Source organism: Pseudarthrobacter woesei (assembly GCF_055412745.1).
In genome coordinates this window covers 497,195-513,796 of record NZ_JBVAYU010000001.1, presented here as the reverse complement: position 1 = coordinate 513,796, position 16,602 = coordinate 497,195, and the positions used below count along the sequence as shown (strand labels likewise).

The following is a 16,602-nucleotide window of genomic DNA, read 5'->3' as shown; positions in this document are numbered from 1 at the left end:
CCCGTTCGCATTTCGCTTGATGTCTCAAAGGATTGCCATGTCGTTCGCCCGTCCAACCACCCGCCGTCCAACCACCCGCCGTTCAATGATTGGGGCCGCCGCCGTCTCCGCTGCCCTGATGCTCAGCGGCTGCGTCGCCGGTGAAGGTTCCGGGGGTGGCCCGGCGGCCAGCGGCGCCGTCGAGGGCGGAACGCTCAACATCGACTTCGCCACGTACAACCCGCTGAGCCTGGTCATCAAGAAGAAAGGCTGGCTGGAGGCCGCACTCAAAGACCAGGGCGTCGCCGTCAACTGGGTCCAGTCCGCCGGGTCCAACAAGGCCAACGAGGCCCTGCGCTCCGGCGCGATCGACGTCGGCTCCACCGCCGGTTCCGCCGCACTGCTGGCCCGCGCCAACGGTTCACCGATCAAGACGATCGACATTTACTCCCAGCCGGAATGGGCGGCCCTGGTGGCCGGGCCTTCCTCGGGCATCACCACGGTGGCCGGGCTCAAGGGCAAGTCCGTGGCCGCGACCAAGGGTACCGATCCGTATTTCTTCCTGCTCCAGTCCCTTTCCGAGGCCGGCCTCTCCGCCAGGGACGTCACGGTGCAGAACCTTCAGCACGCAGACGGCCGGGCGGCGCTGGAGAACGGCTCCGTGGACGCGTGGTCCGGACTGGATCCGATCATGGCCGCCGCGGAGCAGAAGGGCGCCAGGCTGTTCCACCGCAACCTGTCCTTCAACACGTACGGCTTTCTGAACGCCACGGAATCGTTCCTGAAGAACAAGCCGAAGCAGGCCCAGACCGTCGTGAATGCCTATGAGAAGGCACGCGCCTGGGCCGCCGCGAACCCGGACGAGACCGCGCAGATCCTCGCCGACGCCGCGGGACTGGGCCTCGCCGTCGCGAAGACCGTGGTGCTGGAGCGCAGCAACCTGAACGTCGACCCGGCACCGGGCGAGGCACAGCGCAAGGTCCTGGCAAAGATCGGCCCGACCTTCGTGGAGACCGGCGATGTTGCCAGCCAGAAGCAGATCGACGACGCCGTCGCCTCCATCCTGGATGACTCGCTGGTGAAGAAGGCGGATGCGTCCGCCATCAAGGATTCCTGATGACCCAGCCCGGAACTTCCCACCTCGCCGGCACCATTGTTGCGGACGGGCGCGCTGCAGCCGTCCCCGCAACTCCGGCAGCCGCCCGGCCGGGCCCGCCCCATTCGGGACCGAGCGGCTCCCCGGCGAACGGATGGTCCCCCGCCGGGATTCTGGCCAACGGCTGGGCGCGTCTGCTCCTTGGACTGATCATTCCGGCGGCGGTCCTGGCGGCCTGGCAGCTGTCCTCCGCGGCCGGGATCTTCAGCGTTGTCCAGATCCCGCCGCCGGCGATGGTGCTGGAGGCCGGATTCGATCTGCTCCAGCGCGGGCAGCTCGGCCAGCACATCGCTATCTCAACCCAGCGCGTGTTGATCGGCTTCGCCGCCGGAGCGGCCCTTGGCCTCGTCTTCGGCTCGTTCGTTGGCCTCTCCCGCGTCGCTGATGTCCTGCTGGCCCCGGCCCTCGGCGCCCTCCGTGCCGTGCCGTCGCTGGCATGGGTTCCCCTGCTCATTCTCTGGATGAAGATCGGCGAGGATTCCAAGATCACCCTGATCCTGATCGGCGCGTTCTTCCCCGTCTTCACCACCGTCTCCCTGGCGCTGCGCCATGTGGACCGGAACCTGGTGGAGGCCGCGCGGGCCTTCGGGCTTACGGGCGTGAAGCTGCTGACCGCTGTCCAGCTCCCGGCCGTGGTTCCGGCGGTCTTCTCCGGGCTCCGTCTCGCGCTGGCCCAGGCCTGGCTGTTCCTCGTGGCGGCCGAACTCATCGCGTCCTCGATGGGGCTCGGCTTCCTCCTCACCGATTCGCAGAACAACGGCCGCACGGACCGGCTGCTGCTGGCGATCGTACTGCTCGCCGTGATCGGCAAGATGACCGATGCACTGCTGGGCCTCGCCGAGAAACGGGCGGTGAAACGATGGGCGTAAATGTGACTGAAACCATCATGGCTAAAACTCCGACGTCCCCCGCCACCGTCCCCGTCACGGAAGAGGAACGCATCGCGTTCTGGGAGGCGGCCGCCCTTCGCCTCGACTGGGAGCCAACGCCGGCGGGCCAGGCCCCCGGCGGAGGCAAGCCGTGGCATACCGCGCACCGCCGTGTCCCGTCCGACGTCGGGGCCGGTACCGGCCCGCAAATCAGCTGGTTCGACGGCGGAAAGCTCAACGTCGCCTACAACTGCGTGGACCGCCACGTGGAGGCCGGGCGCGGGGACAAGGTTGCCCTGCACTTCGAGGGCGAGCCCGGAGACCGCCGCACCATCAGCTACACCGAGCTGCAGCGCGAGGTCGCCAAGGCCGCCAACGCCCTGCTGGGTCTCGGCATCAGCAAGGGCGACCGCGTGGTCATCTACCTCCCTGTCATCCCCGAAACCGTAATCATCACCCTGGCCGTGGCCCGTATCGGCGCCATCCACTCGCTCGTTTTCGGCGGCTTCTCCGCCGAGGCGCTGAAGTTCCGGGTGGAGGACACCGGCGCCAGGCTACTCGTCACCACCGACGGCCAGTTCCGCCGCGGCGCCGCGGTACCGGTCAAGGACAACGCGGATGCTGCTGTGTCCGGCGACAACGCGATCGAGCACGTCCTGGTGGTCAACCGCACCACAGCACCGGAACTCCTGGACACCGTCCCAATGACCGCCGGCCGCGATGTGTGGTGGCACGACGCCGTCGGGCAGGCCTCCGAGGTCCACACCCCCGAGGCGTTCGACGCCGAAACCCCGCTGTTCATCATGTACACGTCCGGCACCACGGGGAAGCCCAAGGGCCTGGTGCACACCTCCGGCGGCTACCTCACGCAGGCCTCCTGGAGCTTCGAGCACCTGTTCAGCAACCCCGACGCCGCGCTCCGGGGCCAGGACGTCCACTGGTGCACGGCCGACCTCGCCTGGGTCACCGCCCACACCTACGAGCTCTACGGCCCGCTCTCCAACGGCGTCACCCAGGTGATCTTCGAGGGCACACCCAACACCCCGCACCCGGGACGGCACTTCGAAATCATCGAACGCTACGGCGTGACGCAGTACTACACGGCGCCCACCCTGATCCGTTCCCTGATGGGCTGGTTCCCCGACGGCGTCCCGTCCGGCTACGACCTCTCCTCCATCCGCCTGCTCGGCACGGTGGGCGAGGCCGTCAACCCCGAGGCCTGGCGCTGGTTCCGGAAGAACGTCGGCGCCGGCACCGCCCCCGTCGTGGACACCTGGTGGCAGTCCGAAACCGGTGCCACCATCCTCTCCCCCGCACCCACCGACACCGAGTTCAAGCCCGGCTGCGCGGCCCGGCCGCTGCCCGGCGTCAGCACCCGGATCGTGGACGACGCCGGCAATACGGTCCCGCCGGGTGTCCAGGGCTTCATCGTGGTAGACGCCCCCGGCCCCGCCATCGCACGGACCGTGTGGGGCAACCCGCAGCGGTACTTCGATTCGTACTGGCGAAAGTACGCCGACCAGGGCTGGTTCCTCGCCGGTGACGGCGCCAAATACGACGACGACGGCGACATCTGGATCCTCGGGCGGGTGGACGACACCCTCAACGTCTCCGGACATCTGCTCTCCACGATCGAGATCGAATCGGCCCTCGTGTCCCACCCGGACGTTGTGGAAGCCGGGGTGTGCCCGGTCGCGGACCCGACGACCGGCCACGCCGTCGTGGCGTTCGTGGTGCTTCGGGAATCAGCGGTAATCCCCTCCCGCCGCTTTGACACCCTCGCTCGTTCCTCGCTCGCGCGATGCGCGGCTACGGAGGGAATCACCGCCGATTTGAAGGCTTGGGTCGGAGAAAGGATCGGGCCGATCGCGAAGCCGCGCGACGTCGTCGTTGTCCCCGATGTGCCGAAGACGCGCAGCGGCAAGATCATGCGCCGGCTGCTGACCCAACTGTTCGAAGGAACCACGCTCGGTGACACCACCTCGCTCCAGAACGAACCATCCATCGCAGCCATCCAGGATGTCCTGCGCACCCGCTTTACCACCCAAAAGTAAGGAACACTCATGACCGAGACCAGCAACGTCGCACGTCTGTCCGAACCGCTCAAGTTCGCCTACTGGGTTCCCAATGTCTCCGGCGGCCTGGTGGTTTCCACCATCGAGCAGCGCACCGGCTGGGACTTCGACTACAACAAGAAGCTCGCCCGGATCGCCGAAAACTCCGGCTTCGAATACGCCCTGACCCAGACCCGCTACGCCGCCTCCTACGGCGCCGACAAACAGCACGAGGCCACCTCCTTCAGCCTGGCACTGCTGGCCGCGACCGAGCGGCTCAAGGTCATCGCCGCCGTCCATCCGGGCATGTGGCACCCCGGCGTGCTCGCCAAATTCATCATCACCGCGGACCACATCTCCAACGGCCGCGCCGCCGTGAACATCGTCTCCGGCTGGCTCAAGGACGAGTTCACCAACTTCGGCCTGGAATGGCTGGAGCACGACGAGCGCTACGTCCGCACCGAGGAATTCATCAAAATCCTCCGCGGGCTGTGGACCGAGCAGGAGTTCAGCCAGTCCGGCAAGTACTACAACATCAACGACTTCACCCTGCAGCCGGCCCCGGTGGACGTGCCGGGCCGTGCGCACCCGGAGATCTTCTTCGGCGGAAACTCCACCGCGGCGCAGGCCACGGCCGGCCGGGTGGCGGACTGGTACTTCTCCAACGGCAAGGACCTCGAAGGGTTCAAGGAGAACATCGCCGGCGTCGTCGCGGCCTCCGGAGAGGCCGGGCGCGGGGCCGGGGGCGCGCTCCCTGCCCCGCGCTTCGGCCTGAACGGCTTCGTGATCACCCGCGATTCCGAGAAGGAAGCCCGCGAGACCCTCCGTGAAATCGTGGCGAAGGCACACAAGCCCGCCGTCCAGGGTTTCCGCGACGCAGTCCAGGAGGCCGGGGCGTCCACCAAGGACGGCAAGGGCATGTGGGCCGACTCCAGCTTCGAGGACCTGGTCCAGTACAACGACGGCTTCAAGACCCAGCTGATCGGCACGCCGGAGCAGATCGCCGAACGGATCGTGGAATACAAGAAGATCGGCGTGAACCTGTTCCTCACCGGCTATCTGCACTTCCAGGAGGAAGTCGCGGCGTTCGGCCAGGACATCCTGCCCATCGTCCGCGAACTCGAAGCCGACCTCGCCCGGAAGAACGGCACGGAACTGGACCTGTCCGGCACCCCGGTTGCCGCCGACGCGTCGAAAACCGCCGCGCTGGTGACCGCGTAATGGCTGACCGCAAGTTCGGTTTCCGCACCCGCGCCCTGCACGCCGGCGGCACCCCCGATGCCGAGCACGGAGCCCGCGCAGTGCCCATCTACCAGACCACGTCCTTCGTATTCAAGGACACCCAGGACGCCGCAAACCTCTTCGCGCTGCAGAAGTACGGCAACATTTACTCCCGGATCGGCAACCCCACGGTCGCCGCATTCGAGGAGCGCATTGCGTCGCTGGAGGGTGGCATCGGCGCCGTGGCCACAGCTTCCGGCATGGCCGCGGAGTTCATCACCTTCGCCGCGCTCACCCAGGCCGGCGACCACATCGTCGCCGCCTCCCAGTTGTACGGCGGCACGGTGACCCAGCTCGACGTCACGCTGCGCCGCTTCGGCGTAGACACCACCTTCGTTCCCGGCACGGACCCGGCCCACTACGCCGCGGCCATCCGGGAGAACACCAAAGCGATCTTCGTCGAGGTCGTGGCCAACCCGTCCTCGGAAGTCCAGGACCTGGAGGGGCTGGCGAAGGCGGCGCACGACGCCGGTATCCCGCTCGTCGTCGACGCCACCTTGAGCACGCCGTACCTCGTGCGGCCAATCGAGCACGGGGCCGACATCGTGATCCACTCCGCCACGAAGTTCCTTGGCGGCCACGGCACCACCCTGGGTGGTGTGGTCGTCGAGAGCGGCCGCTTCAATTGGGGCAATGGCAAGTTCCCCATGATGACCGAGCCGGTGGCCTCCTACGGGAACGTCTCCTGGTGGGGGAACTTCGGCGAGTACGGCTTCCTCACGAAGCTGCGCTGCGAGCAGCTGCGCGACATTGGCCCGGCGCTCTCCCCGCTGTCGGCGTTCCAGCTGCTGCAGGGCGTCGAGACGCTCCCGCAGCGCCTGGACGAACACCTCAAGAACGCCCAGGCCGTGGCGGAATGGCTCGAGGCGGACGAGCGCGTGGCCTACGTAAACTTCTCCGGCCTGCCCTCGCACCCGCACTTTGAGCGGGCCAAAAAGTACCTGCCGCTGGGGCCGGGCTCGGTGTTTTCCTTCGGCGTGAAAGGAGGCCGCGCCGCGGGGCAGAAGTTCATCGAGTCCCTGCAGCTGGCCTCGCACCTGGCCAATGTCGGCGACTCCCGCACCCTCGTGATCCACCCCGGCTCCACCACCCACCAGCAGCTCAGTCCCGAACAGCTCGAATCCGCCGGCATCCCCGAGGACCTTGTCAGGATCTCCATCGGTCTCGAAGACATCGAGGACATCCTCTGGGACCTGGACCAGGCCCTGGACGCAGCGTCCGAAGAGTCAGCCTCGGATGTGTCCGCCCACGGCGTAGAGGCTGACGCCTGCACGATTGGAGCACTCTCATGAGCAGCGAAGACACCAGAACCTGGACCGGCCCGTCGGCGCCGGAGCGGCTGAACCTGCTGCGACAGGCGAAGTCGATCGCGATTGTGGGCGCCTCGGACAAGCCGTCCCGCGCCAGCTACTTCGTGGCAACGTACCTGCAGTCGTCCACGCGGTACAAGGTGTACTTCGTAAACCCGGTGGTGCAGGAGATCCTGGGCCAGCCGACCTATGCCTCGCTCGCGGACCTGCCGGAGAGCCCGGACATTGTGGATGTGTTCCGCAAGCACGACGACCTGCCGGGGGTCCTGGATGAGGCCGTCGCGGCCGGCGCCAAGACGCTCTGGCTGCAGCTGGGCTCGTGGCATGAGGACGTTGCGAAGGAAGCGGAAGCCGCCGGTCTCGACGTCGTGATGGACCGCTGCGTGAAGATTGAGCATGCCCGTTTCCACGGCGGCCTGCACCTCGCCGGCTTCGACACCGGGGTCATTTCCGCCAAGCGGCAGATCCTGGCCTAGCCCTTCCGGCACCTGTTCGGCGCATTCAGCTGCCGGACTCGCGGGAAACGTGCGGGCTCGCCGTAGCGAAACGGCGAGCCCGCATGTTTCCCGCGAACCGGACGGCGGCCGAACGGGCTGTGGCCGAACGGGCTGTGGCCGGGCTAGGGTTGGCCGGGGAGCGTCGGAAGCACGCCCGGAAGAGTGGGCAGCGGATCCGCGGGAAGGCTCCGGTCCCCGCCCGGGCCGGGGAGTCCGGGGACGGCCGGTGTGACAGGACGACGGGGCGGCGCCGGAAGGACTCCGCCCCGGCCAAGAGCCGGCGGAGTGTCCGCGGCGCCGGGCTTCGCGGGATCCCCGGCAGCGGATTCGGTTGCCTCCGGAGCATCGTGTGCCGTCGGCGGAGTGGCGGAGTCTGCCGCGTTGGACGGCACGGGGCGTGCCGGAATGTCGGCCGGTGACGTGCGGGCGGGCCGCGGAGCCACATCGGGCACCTCGCCGGAAGGCTGGAAAATGCTGCCGACGGTGTGGTTGACCCGGAGGCGGAAGTCCTCGCTGGACGCCGCCACGGCACCGGCGCCGAGGGTCATGGCACCCACGACGGCGCCACCGACGATTGCCAGCCTGCGCTTCCGGCCGCGGCGCTCGGCCAGGCTTGTGACCCCTGCTTGCAGGGATTCCTCGCCGGAATCCGGCGCTGACGCGAGAGCGGGGGCCGCCGTCGTCGGGCCGGCGGAAGCGTGGGCGGCCGAACCTTCAGACCCGGCGGCCAGCAGGGCCGCAAGGTCGGCGCGGGGCGCGGGGGCGCGGTCCGGAACCAGTGCGCGGAGTTCTTCCAGCGAGCTGCGGAGCTCGGTGGAGGCGTCGAGGCCAGACTCACGGAGCATCGCCTGGATGCTGCCATCCTCCTGGGGTTCGCGTGTGCCGGTCATGATGCTGCGTGGTCCTTTTCGGTGACGAGTTCGCGCAGGGCGCTGAGCCCGCGTCGCTGAAGCTGTTTGATGGCACCCGGCGTCTTATCCATGATGCCGGCCACCTGTTCGATGGAGAGGTCCGCGACGATCCGCAGGACCAGGACTTCCCGCTGCTCTTCGTTGAGCCGGGAAAGGGTGTCTGAGATGCCGCCCAGGGATCCAAGGGCCTCGTCCTCGGCGGACGCGGCATACCGGGTGTCATCCCGGGGGTCATATTCGGCCAGGTACGGCGTGCGTTCGGCCCGCCGACGGTAGTCCACAAGCCTGGCGTGGGCGATAGAGAAAATAAAGGTCCGCAAGCCCTTGTGGCCGCCGGTGACGCTGGCGAGTTTCGGCAGGATATCCACGAAGACATCCTGGGTCAGCGCCTCGGCGTCTTCGACGCCGCGGGCCCGGAAGTAGCCGAGCACCGCGGGCGAAATCACCGTGTAGACGGCGCTAAATCCGGAGGGGTCGCCAGCTAAGGCTGCTGACAATTCGTCATCGCCTAGCTGGTCTGCCAAGAGGCTGTCCTTCCGGTTACTGCTGGGGTGCGGCCGCATCAAGTCTAGCGGCCGCACCCCCGGTGCCTCCCCGGGGAGGCGTTTAGTACCTACTTGTTGAGCTCAGGCAGCTCGGCCGACGGCACGGTCGGAACAGCCGGGACGGCCGGAGTAGCCGGCACACCCTTGCCGCCCGGGACGGCCGGAACAGCAATGCTCAGGTCAACGTTGGCGTGTGCGGCACCGTTGGCGCTGCCCTCAAGAGCGGCACCGTTCTTGTCTGCCTCGAGGGAGCCCTCGGCTGAGCCCTCGGTGCTCTCCACACTGGCGTCGCCCTTGGCGGAGCCGTCAGCGGACGGGGATGCCGGTACGGCCGGCACGGCCGGCACGGCCGGCACGGCCGGCACGGCCGGCACGGCGGGAAGTTCAGGTGTCGCCGGCACCGCGGGGGTTGCCGGGACGGCGGGCGTAGCGTGGTTCACTTCGGCCTGCTGGGCGTTCGAAACCTGGGCCGCATTGGCCAGGCCGATACCGGAGAATCCTCCAACTGCGAGAATCGCGGCGCCGACAGCAATCTTGGTGGTCTTGCTAACACTCTTCATAAGAAACGTACATCCTTTGGTTTGTTTGAAGGCCGGCTGAGGCCGCGTCGCGTCGGGGGCAGTTAACAGCCCGCTCGTTCAGTGGAAGGCTGGCCGGCGCCCGATGGGGGCGGGCGCCGGCCTGCACTTGCAGTGGAAGGCCGGCCGGATACCTGATGGGGGTCCAAGCTCCGGCGGCGCTTACAAAGGAGTAATCGTTGGGATACCCCGAAAGGTTACGCACCGATCGGAATTTCTTTTTTTCTGTAGTGGAAGGGCCCTTCGAAGCCCTCAACTGCGGCGTAACGACGGCGGCGGGCCACCTTTCGGGTGACCCGCCGCCGTCGTGCGTCAGTTACTGCGTCAGTCGTTGATCAAATCGTTGATCACGATGGTCTGGTCGCGGTCCGGGCCGACGCCGATCGCGGAGAACCGGGTGCCGGAGAGCTTCTCGAGGGCCAGCACGTAGTTCTTGGCGTTCTCCGGGAGATCCTCGAGCGTGCGGGCGCCGGTGATGTCCTCGGTCCAGCCTTCGAAGTATTCGAAGATCGGCTTGGCGTGGTGGAACTCGGTCTGGGTCATCGGCATTTCGTCGTACCGCACGCCGTCGACGTCGTAGGCCACGCAGACCGGGATCTGCTCGATGCCCGTGAGCACGTCCAGCTTGGTGACGAAGTAGTCCGTGAAGCCGTTAACTCGGGAGGCGTGGCGCGCCAGCACGGCGTCGTACCAGCCGCAGCGGCGGGGACGGCCGGTGTTGACGCCGAATTCGCCGCCGGTCTTTTGCAGGTACACGCCCATCTCATCGAACAGTTCCGTCGGGAAGGGCCCGGCACCCACCCGGGTGGTGTACGCCTTGATGATGCCGATGGAGCGCGAGATCCGGGTGGGGCCGATGCCCGAGCCCACGCAGGCGCCGCCGGCCGTCGGGTTCGAGGAAGTCACGAACGGGTAGGTGCCGTGGTCGACGTCCAGGAATGTGGCCTGGCCGCCTTCCATGAGGACCACCTTGCCCTCGTCCAGGGCGGTGTTCAGGACGTAGGTGCTGTCGATGACCAGGGGGCGGAGGCGCTCGGCGAAGGACAGGAAGTACTCCACGATCTCGTCCACCTCGATGTCGCGGCGGTTGTAGACCTTGACAAGGAGTTCGTTCTTCTGGCGCAGCGACCCTTCGACCTTCTGGCGCAGGATGGAGGCGTCAAAGACGTCCTGGACGCGGATTCCGAGGCGGGCCACCTTGTCCATGTAGGCCGGGCCGATGCCGCGGCCGGTGGTGCCGATGGCGCGGCTCCCGAGGAAACGCTCGGTGACCTTGTCCAGGACCTGATGATAGGGCGCCACGAGGTGGGCGTTGGCGGAGACGCGCAGCTTGGAGGTGTCCGCGCCGCGGGCTTCCAGTCCGTCGATCTCCTGGAACAGTGCCTCGAGGTTCACCACGCAGCCGTTGCCGATGATCGGAACCGCGTTGGGACTCAGGATGCCGGCAGGAAGGAGCTTGAGCTCATACTTCTCACCGCCTACGACGACGGTGTGCCCGGCGTTGTTGCCGCCGTTGGGCTTGACGACGTAGTCAACGCGGCCGCCAAGCAGGTCAGTGGCTTTGCCTTTTCCTTCGTCGCCCCATTGGGCTCCGACGATCACGATTGCTGGCATGGGATCCTCCCCCATTCGTTCGGGCCGACGGCCGTGTGATTCACCAAGGTGGTCACCGGAGGTCAGCGCCGTTCATGAGAATGCCCCGACTCTGCCGCTGTGCTCTTACCATCACCGCCAGAGTCCGGGGCTCTTACCACCCAAGTTTAGCCGATCGCGGTGGCGGGAAGTCATTTCACCATCCGATGGACTCATTGGCTGGCCGCGGTGAATGCAACGGCGGCTTCGGCCAGTCCGGGCCACGCCTCCAAAGGCCGCGACGGCGGCAGACGACGATTCTTCTTTCTTCATGGCTGCATCATCCACCAGCAAGAACCATGGCGGCCACGGCGTGTCACTAAGCATCCGGATCTTGTGGCGGGCCGGGCGGCCGGGAAAATGTGATTGCGTGCACAGGTTGCGGCCCGGACTGCAGTGCTAATCCGCAGATTCCCGGGGGCCCGGCGGAGCCCGGACGGCTTTCGAGTTCCCGGGCCGGCACGTCATTTCGCAGAGCTTGATAGACTAATAAGGATCGACCAGGAATCGGTCCACACCACATTTTCAAACCACACCGTATTTGGCGTGCCCGGTGCTCGGCCCGCCCGCGTACGGTTTGGCAGCTTTACCGATCCCGCAGGAGACTCAGCAATATATGACAGCCTTGGCCACTGAAAATTCCCGCGAACTGCTTCTGAGCCGCCGCTACGAACCTAGCGTCGCGGCCGTCAACGAGCTGTGCGACACGCTGCAGTCCACCAAAACCGGCATGAATGTCCCCTACGTGGACCCGATCCACGACGTCGACGAGTGCCGCATCATCAGCCTTTTCTCCAACATCGGCATCGAAGATGAGTCCGGCTTCATCACCGCCGGCGACGAGGAAGCGGCCACGCGGCTGCTCGGCGTCCAGTGGAAGCTGGGTCTGCGTCCCGAGTACGTTATGCCGTGGAACGTCCACCCCTGGTACGTCCCGGGTGAGCCGAACGGCAAGTTCACGCCGGACCAGATTTCCGCCGGCCTGAAGCCGTTGTTGAAGTTCCTGGCCGTCGTTCCCCGCGCCTCCGTCATCGTGGCGCACGGTACCGAGGCCAACCGCCTCGCCAACCTGCTCCTCAAGACCGAAGTGCCCATGATCTGGCGCCGCGGCCTCAAGACCTACAAGGTCCGCTCACTCAGCGGCCGCGCCTTCGCCGGCACGCCGGCCCGCCAGGAGCAGTACCTCGACGAAATGAACACCGTCTACGCGGACGCCATGGCCCGCACGGGTCTGGCCAAGACCAGCTAAGTTTCCCCAACGCACGACGGCGGGCGCCCACCTTGGTGAGCGCCCGCCGTCGCTCTTTAAGCCGCACTACAAAAGCAACGCGGGGTCACTTCCGGCCCATCCCAGGATGTGGAATGGGCGCGAAGTGACCCCGCGTTGCTGTGTGTTACCCGGTTAGCGCTTCTCGAGTTCGATGGCTGCCTTGGCCGTGGGATCGGAGTCCTTGAGGAACTTCTCGATCCGCTCCGGCTCTTCGGCCTCGCCGATCGCGGCGGACGCCCGCCCCAGCGAGTAGAGGGCCCGAAGGAAGCCGCGGTTCGGTTCGTGCTCCCACGGGATAGGCCCGACCCCGCGCCAGCCGTTGCGGCGCAGCGAATCCAGGCCGCGGTGGTACCCCACCCTCGAGTAGGCGTAGGAGTCGATGGTCCGGCCCTCGGTCCATGCTTCCTCGGCCAAGACGGCCCAGAGCAGCGAGGACGTCGGGTGGTTCTCCACCAGGTCCAGTGCCTCCTGGCCCGCATCCAGCGCAGCGTAGACCTCGGTCTCGGCGGGAAGGAGTGTGGGCTCGGGACCCATCAGGTTCCTGCGGAACTCGTCGGACATGCTTAGAACGTCTTTCCGGTGGAGCCGAGCTGCTGGGCCGCCTCGACGACGCGGGCCGCGAGGCCGGCTTCGGCGGACGCGCCCCAGACGCGGGGATCGTAAAGCTTTTTGTTGCCGACCTCGCCGTCAACCTTCAGCACACCGTCGTAGTTGCGGAGCATGTGGTCCGCCACGGGGCGGGTGAAGGCGTACTGGGTGTCGGTGTCAATGTTCATCTTGATGACACCGTAGGAGACGGCGTCGGCGATTTCCTTCTCGGAGGAGCCCGAGCCGCCGTGGAAGACGAGGTCGAAGGGGTTGGGCTTGCCGATCCTGGCGCCCACCTGCTCCTGGATGTCCTTGAGGATCTCAGGGCGCAGCTTTACCCCGCCGGGCTTGTAGACGCCGTGCACGTTGCCGAAGGTCAGCGCGGTGATGTAGCGGCCGTTTTCGCCGGAACCGAGGGCATCGATGGTGGCCAGGGCGTCTTCGACGGTGGTGTAGAGCTTGTCGTTGATGGCGTTCTCGACGCCGTCTTCCTCGCCGCCGACAGTGCCGATCTCGACCTCAAGGATCATTTTTGCGGCCGCGGTGCGCGCGAGGAGTTCGCGGGCGATCCGCAGGTTCTCGGGGAGGGTTTCGGCGGAGCCGTCCCACATGTGCGAGTTGAACAGCGGGTTGCGGCCGGCCTTGACCTCAGCCTCGGAGGCAGCCAGCAGCGGCAGGACGAAGCCGTCGAGCTTGTCCTTGGGGCAGTGGTCCGTGTGCAGGGCGATATTGACCCCGTAGTTCTTGGCGACCTCGCGGGCGAACGCGGCGAAGCCCAGCGAACCGGCCACCATGTCCTTGGTGGAGGCGCCGGACCAGTAGGCCGCGCCTCCCGTGGAGACCTGGACGATGCCGTCGGACTCGGCCTCGGCGAAGCCGCGGAGGGCGGCGTTGAGGGTCTGGGAGGAGGTGACGTTGACAGCCGGGAACGCGAAGCCGCCCGTCTTAGCGCGGTCGATCATCTCGGAGTAGATCTCTGGGGTTGCAATGGGCATGCTGACTCCTAAAGTGAATTTCGTCTGCGGGCTGGGTGGACCCTGGAGTGAACCTCGTCGGCTAGGAACCATCCTAGCCATTCCTGCGCCGCGGCCGTGTCTCCGGTCACTAGCGGCCTGTAATACTCACGCCCGGCCAGCCCCGGCATCCCAGCGCTTCCCCCGAGTTGGCACTTCGCGGGGATTCCGGGCACCCTACCCCGGGAGCTGGTTGAATACGTGGCGGCGGACCCAGGCATGCATCGCGATGGCCGCGGCGGAGGCGGCGTTGATGGAGCGGGTGGAACCGAACTGTTCGATCGACAAGGTGTCCACGGCGGCCGCGTGGACCTCAGGGGTCAGCCCGGGGCCCTCCTGCCCGAACACCAGAACGCAATCGCGGGGCAGTTCATAGGTCTCCAGCGGCACGGAGTCCGGGAAGATGTCGATGCCGATGATCGCCAGCCCCTCCCCCTGCGCCCAGGCGACGAAGTCGTCAACGGTGGGGTGGTGGCGGACGTGCTGGTAGCGGTCGGTGACCATGGCCCCGCGGCGGTTCCACCGGCGTCGTCCGATGATGTGCACTTCCTTGGCCAGGAACGCATTGGCGGTCCGCACTACGGTGCCGATGTTCATGTCGTGCTGCCAGTTTTCAATCGCGATGTGGAAGTTGTGGCGTTTGGAGTCAAGGTCCGCCACGATCGCCTCGTGCTTCCAGTAGCGGTACTGGTCCACAACGTTGCGGCGGTCCCCGTCCGCCAGGAGATCCGGATCCCAGTGCTCGCCCTGCGGCATTTCGCCGTGCCAGGGTCCGACGCCGACCTCCGCCTTCCGCTCCGCCCCGGCCTCTGTCTCGTAGGCTGACTCCGCCGCCGGGGCGGTGGGCTCGCTGGGGCTCTCGGGTTCAGTCACGACTCAACATTAGACTTAGGAACAGGAAGCGACACATTTACGGCGGAGGACACCATGGCGGACCAGCATGAAGACCAAAGGACAGATTCAGGCGACGGACGTTCACGGGCGTCGGTGTACCGCAGCGGCCAGGAGATCGAGTGCTGGCTGACCGACATGGACGGCGTGCTGGTCCACGAAAACCAGCCCATCCCCGGCGCCGCGGAACTCATCCAGCGCTGGGTGGACACCTCCAAGCGGTTCCTCGTCCTGACCAACAACTCAATCTTCACGCCCCGGGACCTCGCCGCCCGGCTGAAGAGCTCCGGACTGGAAATCCCGGAGGAGAACATCTGGACCTCGGCACTGGCCACGGCCCAGTTCCTCAAGGACCAGGTGCGCGGCTCGGAGTCCGGCAACCGCGCCTACACGATCGGCGAAGCAGGGCTCACGACGGCGCTCCACGAGGCCGGCTTCATCCTCACCGACCAGGACCCGGACTTTGTGGTGCTCGGCGAAACCCGCACCTATTCCTTTGAGGCCATCACCATGGCGATCCGGCTGATCCTGGGCGGCGCACGGTTCATCGCCACCAACCCGGATGCCACCGGCCCGTCGAAGGACGGTCCGATGCCGGCCACCGGTGCCATCGCGGCGCTCATCACCAAGGCGACCGGCCGCGAACCGTACATTGTGGGCAAACCGAACCCGATGATGTTCCGCTCGGCGATGAACCAGATCGACGCGCACTCGGAAACCACGGCCATGATCGGCGACCGGATGGACACCGACATCATCGCCGGCATGGAGGCGGGGCTGCACACGGTGCTGGTGCTCAGCGGCATCACCCACCGGGACGACATCGCCGCGTACCCGTTCCGGCCGAACCAGATCCTGAACTCCGTGGCGGACCTGAAGAACCAGATCTAGGTGTCGGCAGGGGCCAGAGACACGCGCCAGCGCTAGAAGGCGGTTTTCTTGCCGCCGCCGGAGGGCAGCGGGAAGAGTTCGTCCTGCAGCTCCTCGATGACCGGCCGGTACACGAACGGATTCCAGCCCGGGCTGGCATGCGCGGGCCTCGCCCCATCGGTGCGCAGCAGATCGGACGCCATGTTGTCCTTGAACGTCAGCATCCACGAGTCACGGGCCGTCTCGTAGTCCACGGTGCGGTCCCGGGGATTGCCGATGAAGGCCATCCTGGTGCCGCCCAGCTTCCCCGCGAAGCGGCTGCCGTCAAAGTGGTAGATGTACGCCGATTCGGACTGGATCAGCACGCTCGAGGGCGCAATCGGGGACAGCTGCTCCAGCGTTTGGTCCAGGACCTGCCCCCAGCTCCGCTCGTCCTTGTGCAGCATCCGCTCGCCGAGCTCATACCCGCCCCGCAGCACCGTGGGGAAGCGGAATCCGGTCTCGTAGAGGAACACGACGCCCTCGAACCAGCTCTGGTCCAGAACATCGTATTTGCTGTACGGGCTGGAATCGAGCAGGATAAACGCCACCTCAATGCCGTGCAGTTCCCCGAGCCTGGCGGCCACCTGCGTCGCCACCATTCCGCCGAAGCTGTGGCCGTAGAAGTAGAGCGTGCGGAGCTTGTGGACCCGCACATACTCGACAATGGCGATGACGATCTTGTCGATGTCCAGGCCCACATTGGAATAGCCGACGGCGGCCAGCTGGCCGCGCTTGTTCAGCGCCCCGCGCAGCGCGTTCAGGATCCACTGCGCCTCTTCCCAGCTCGTTTTGTAGCCGGGAAACAGGAACCAACTGGCGTCGGGGAAGTAGCTCTCCGCGGTACCGTCCGGCACCCGGAGGATCTTGTTGACGCGGCGCTCGGCCTGCACCCTGCGGGTGAAGAGCATATCCGCCGCGAGCAACGATGCGGACCCGCTACCTGCCAGGAAACTGCGCCGCGAGAATCTCTTGAGCTCGGCGGCGTGGCGAAGCATGCCGGCCGCGTTGTCAGCCGGCCCGCCCACATCGTTTACTTCCGTCTCACGCGGCACACCTCTACCGTAGTCACCGCGGATCGCGGATCTGAAACGAGGCCGGATAACCGCTCAGCCAAAG

General features: G+C 66.7%; 16 protein-coding genes. 8 read left to right on the top strand and 8 right to left on the bottom strand.

Translation table 11 applies throughout. The features are described from left to right. Positions 1–37 precede the first annotated feature (37 nt). The 6 genes from ACZYZE_RS02480 to ACZYZE_RS02455 are packed head-to-tail and all read left to right on the top strand — an operon-like array spanning position 38 to position 7,125. Entirely contained in the window at positions 38–1,096 is a 1,059-nt protein-coding gene (locus ACZYZE_RS02480) for an aliphatic sulfonate ABC transporter substrate-binding protein (RefSeq protein ID WP_463906037.1), read from the top strand. Further along, the gene (locus ACZYZE_RS02475) at positions 1,096–2,004 is read left to right on the top strand and encodes an ABC transporter permease (RefSeq protein ID WP_463906036.1); all 909 of its coding nucleotides are present in this window, start codon (positions 1,096–1,098) and stop codon (positions 2,002–2,004) included. The genes ACZYZE_RS02480 and ACZYZE_RS02475 overlap by 1 nt, the downstream gene beginning before the upstream one ends. Before the next feature lie 17 nt (positions 2,005–2,021). Next, the gene (gene acs / locus ACZYZE_RS02470; protein WP_463906168.1) at positions 2,022–4,058 is read left to right on the top strand and encodes an acetate--CoA ligase; all 2,037 of its coding nucleotides are present in this window, start codon (positions 2,022–2,024) and stop codon (positions 4,056–4,058) included. A 9-nt stretch (positions 4,059–4,067) separates the two neighbouring features. Then, entirely contained in the window at positions 4,068–5,279 is a 1,212-nt protein-coding gene (gene sfnG, locus ACZYZE_RS02465; RefSeq protein ID WP_463906034.1) for a dimethylsulfone monooxygenase SfnG, read from the top strand. Next, on the top strand, positions 5,279–6,631 hold the full coding sequence (locus ACZYZE_RS02460; RefSeq protein WP_459319614.1) for an O-acetylhomoserine aminocarboxypropyltransferase/cysteine synthase family protein: 1,353 nt from the start codon (positions 5,279–5,281) through the stop codon (positions 6,629–6,631). Before sfnG ends, ACZYZE_RS02460 begins: the two co-directional genes overlap by 1 nt. Continuing rightward, positions 6,628–7,125, top strand: a complete 498-nt coding sequence (locus ACZYZE_RS02455) for a CoA-binding protein (RefSeq protein WP_459319613.1) — start codon at positions 6,628–6,630, stop codon at positions 7,123–7,125. Before ACZYZE_RS02460 ends, ACZYZE_RS02455 begins: the two co-directional genes overlap by 4 nt. A 143-nt stretch (positions 7,126–7,268) precedes the next feature. On the opposite strand, the gene ACZYZE_RS02450 is transcribed toward ACZYZE_RS02455, so the two are convergent. From ACZYZE_RS02450 to ACZYZE_RS02435, 4 genes are all read right to left on the bottom strand, one after another. Then, entirely contained in the window at positions 7,269–8,036 is a 768-nt protein-coding gene (locus ACZYZE_RS02450) for a hypothetical protein (protein ID WP_463906031.1), read from the bottom strand. Beyond that, positions 8,033–8,581 (bottom strand): RNA polymerase sigma factor, encoded by a 549-nt coding sequence (locus ACZYZE_RS02445; protein ID WP_459319611.1) that lies wholly within the window; start codon positions 8,579–8,581, stop codon positions 8,033–8,035. Before ACZYZE_RS02445 ends, ACZYZE_RS02450 begins: the two co-directional genes overlap by 4 nt. 89 nt (positions 8,582–8,670) lie before the next feature. Next, positions 8,671–9,162 (bottom strand): hypothetical protein, encoded by a 492-nt coding sequence (locus ACZYZE_RS02440; RefSeq protein WP_463906029.1) that lies wholly within the window; start codon positions 9,160–9,162, stop codon positions 8,671–8,673. Positions 9,163–9,504: 342 nt separating this feature from the next. Next, positions 9,505–10,794: an adenylosuccinate synthase gene (locus tag ACZYZE_RS02435; protein ID WP_459320456.1), complete on the bottom strand. Its 1,290-nt coding sequence runs from the start codon at positions 10,792–10,794 to the stop codon at positions 9,505–9,507. A 634-nt stretch (positions 10,795–11,428) separates the two neighbouring features. Between ACZYZE_RS02435 and ACZYZE_RS02430 the strand changes: the two genes are divergently transcribed. Beyond that, the gene (locus ACZYZE_RS02430; RefSeq protein WP_459320455.1) at positions 11,429–12,061 is read left to right on the top strand and encodes a uracil-DNA glycosylase family protein; all 633 of its coding nucleotides are present in this window, start codon (positions 11,429–11,431) and stop codon (positions 12,059–12,061) included. Between the two features lie 153 nt (positions 12,062–12,214). Here ACZYZE_RS02430 and ACZYZE_RS02425 read toward each other — a convergent pair whose 3' ends face one another. The 3 genes from ACZYZE_RS02425 to ACZYZE_RS02415 form a co-directional block, all read right to left on the bottom strand. Next, complete coding sequence (locus ACZYZE_RS02425; protein WP_459317719.1) at positions 12,215–12,643, bottom strand: DUF3151 domain-containing protein; 429 nt, start codon at positions 12,641–12,643, stop codon at positions 12,215–12,217. A gap of 2 nt (positions 12,644–12,645) precedes the next feature. After that, on the bottom strand, positions 12,646–13,665 hold the full coding sequence (fbaA, locus tag ACZYZE_RS02420; RefSeq protein ID WP_459317720.1) for a class II fructose-bisphosphate aldolase: 1,020 nt from the start codon (positions 13,663–13,665) through the stop codon (positions 12,646–12,648). Between the two features lie 195 nt (positions 13,666–13,860). Further along, positions 13,861–14,439: a TrmH family RNA methyltransferase gene (locus tag ACZYZE_RS02415; RefSeq protein ID WP_459317921.1), complete on the bottom strand. Its 579-nt coding sequence runs from the start codon at positions 14,437–14,439 to the stop codon at positions 13,861–13,863. A 171-nt stretch (positions 14,440–14,610) separates the two neighbouring features. On the opposite strand from ACZYZE_RS02415, the gene ACZYZE_RS02410 reads away from it, so the two are divergent. Beyond that, positions 14,611–15,465 carry an HAD-IIA family hydrolase gene (locus tag ACZYZE_RS02410; protein WP_459317721.1) on the top strand — a complete coding sequence of 285 codons (855 nt, stop codon included), beginning with the start codon at positions 14,611–14,613 and terminating at the stop codon, positions 15,463–15,465. 32 nt (positions 15,466–15,497) lie between these two features. On the opposite strand, the gene ACZYZE_RS02405 is transcribed toward ACZYZE_RS02410, so the two are convergent. Then, positions 15,498–16,538: a thioesterase domain-containing protein gene (locus ACZYZE_RS02405; protein ID WP_463906026.1), complete on the bottom strand. Its 1,041-nt coding sequence runs from the start codon at positions 16,536–16,538 to the stop codon at positions 15,498–15,500. Between the last annotated feature and the right edge of the window lie 64 nt (positions 16,539–16,602).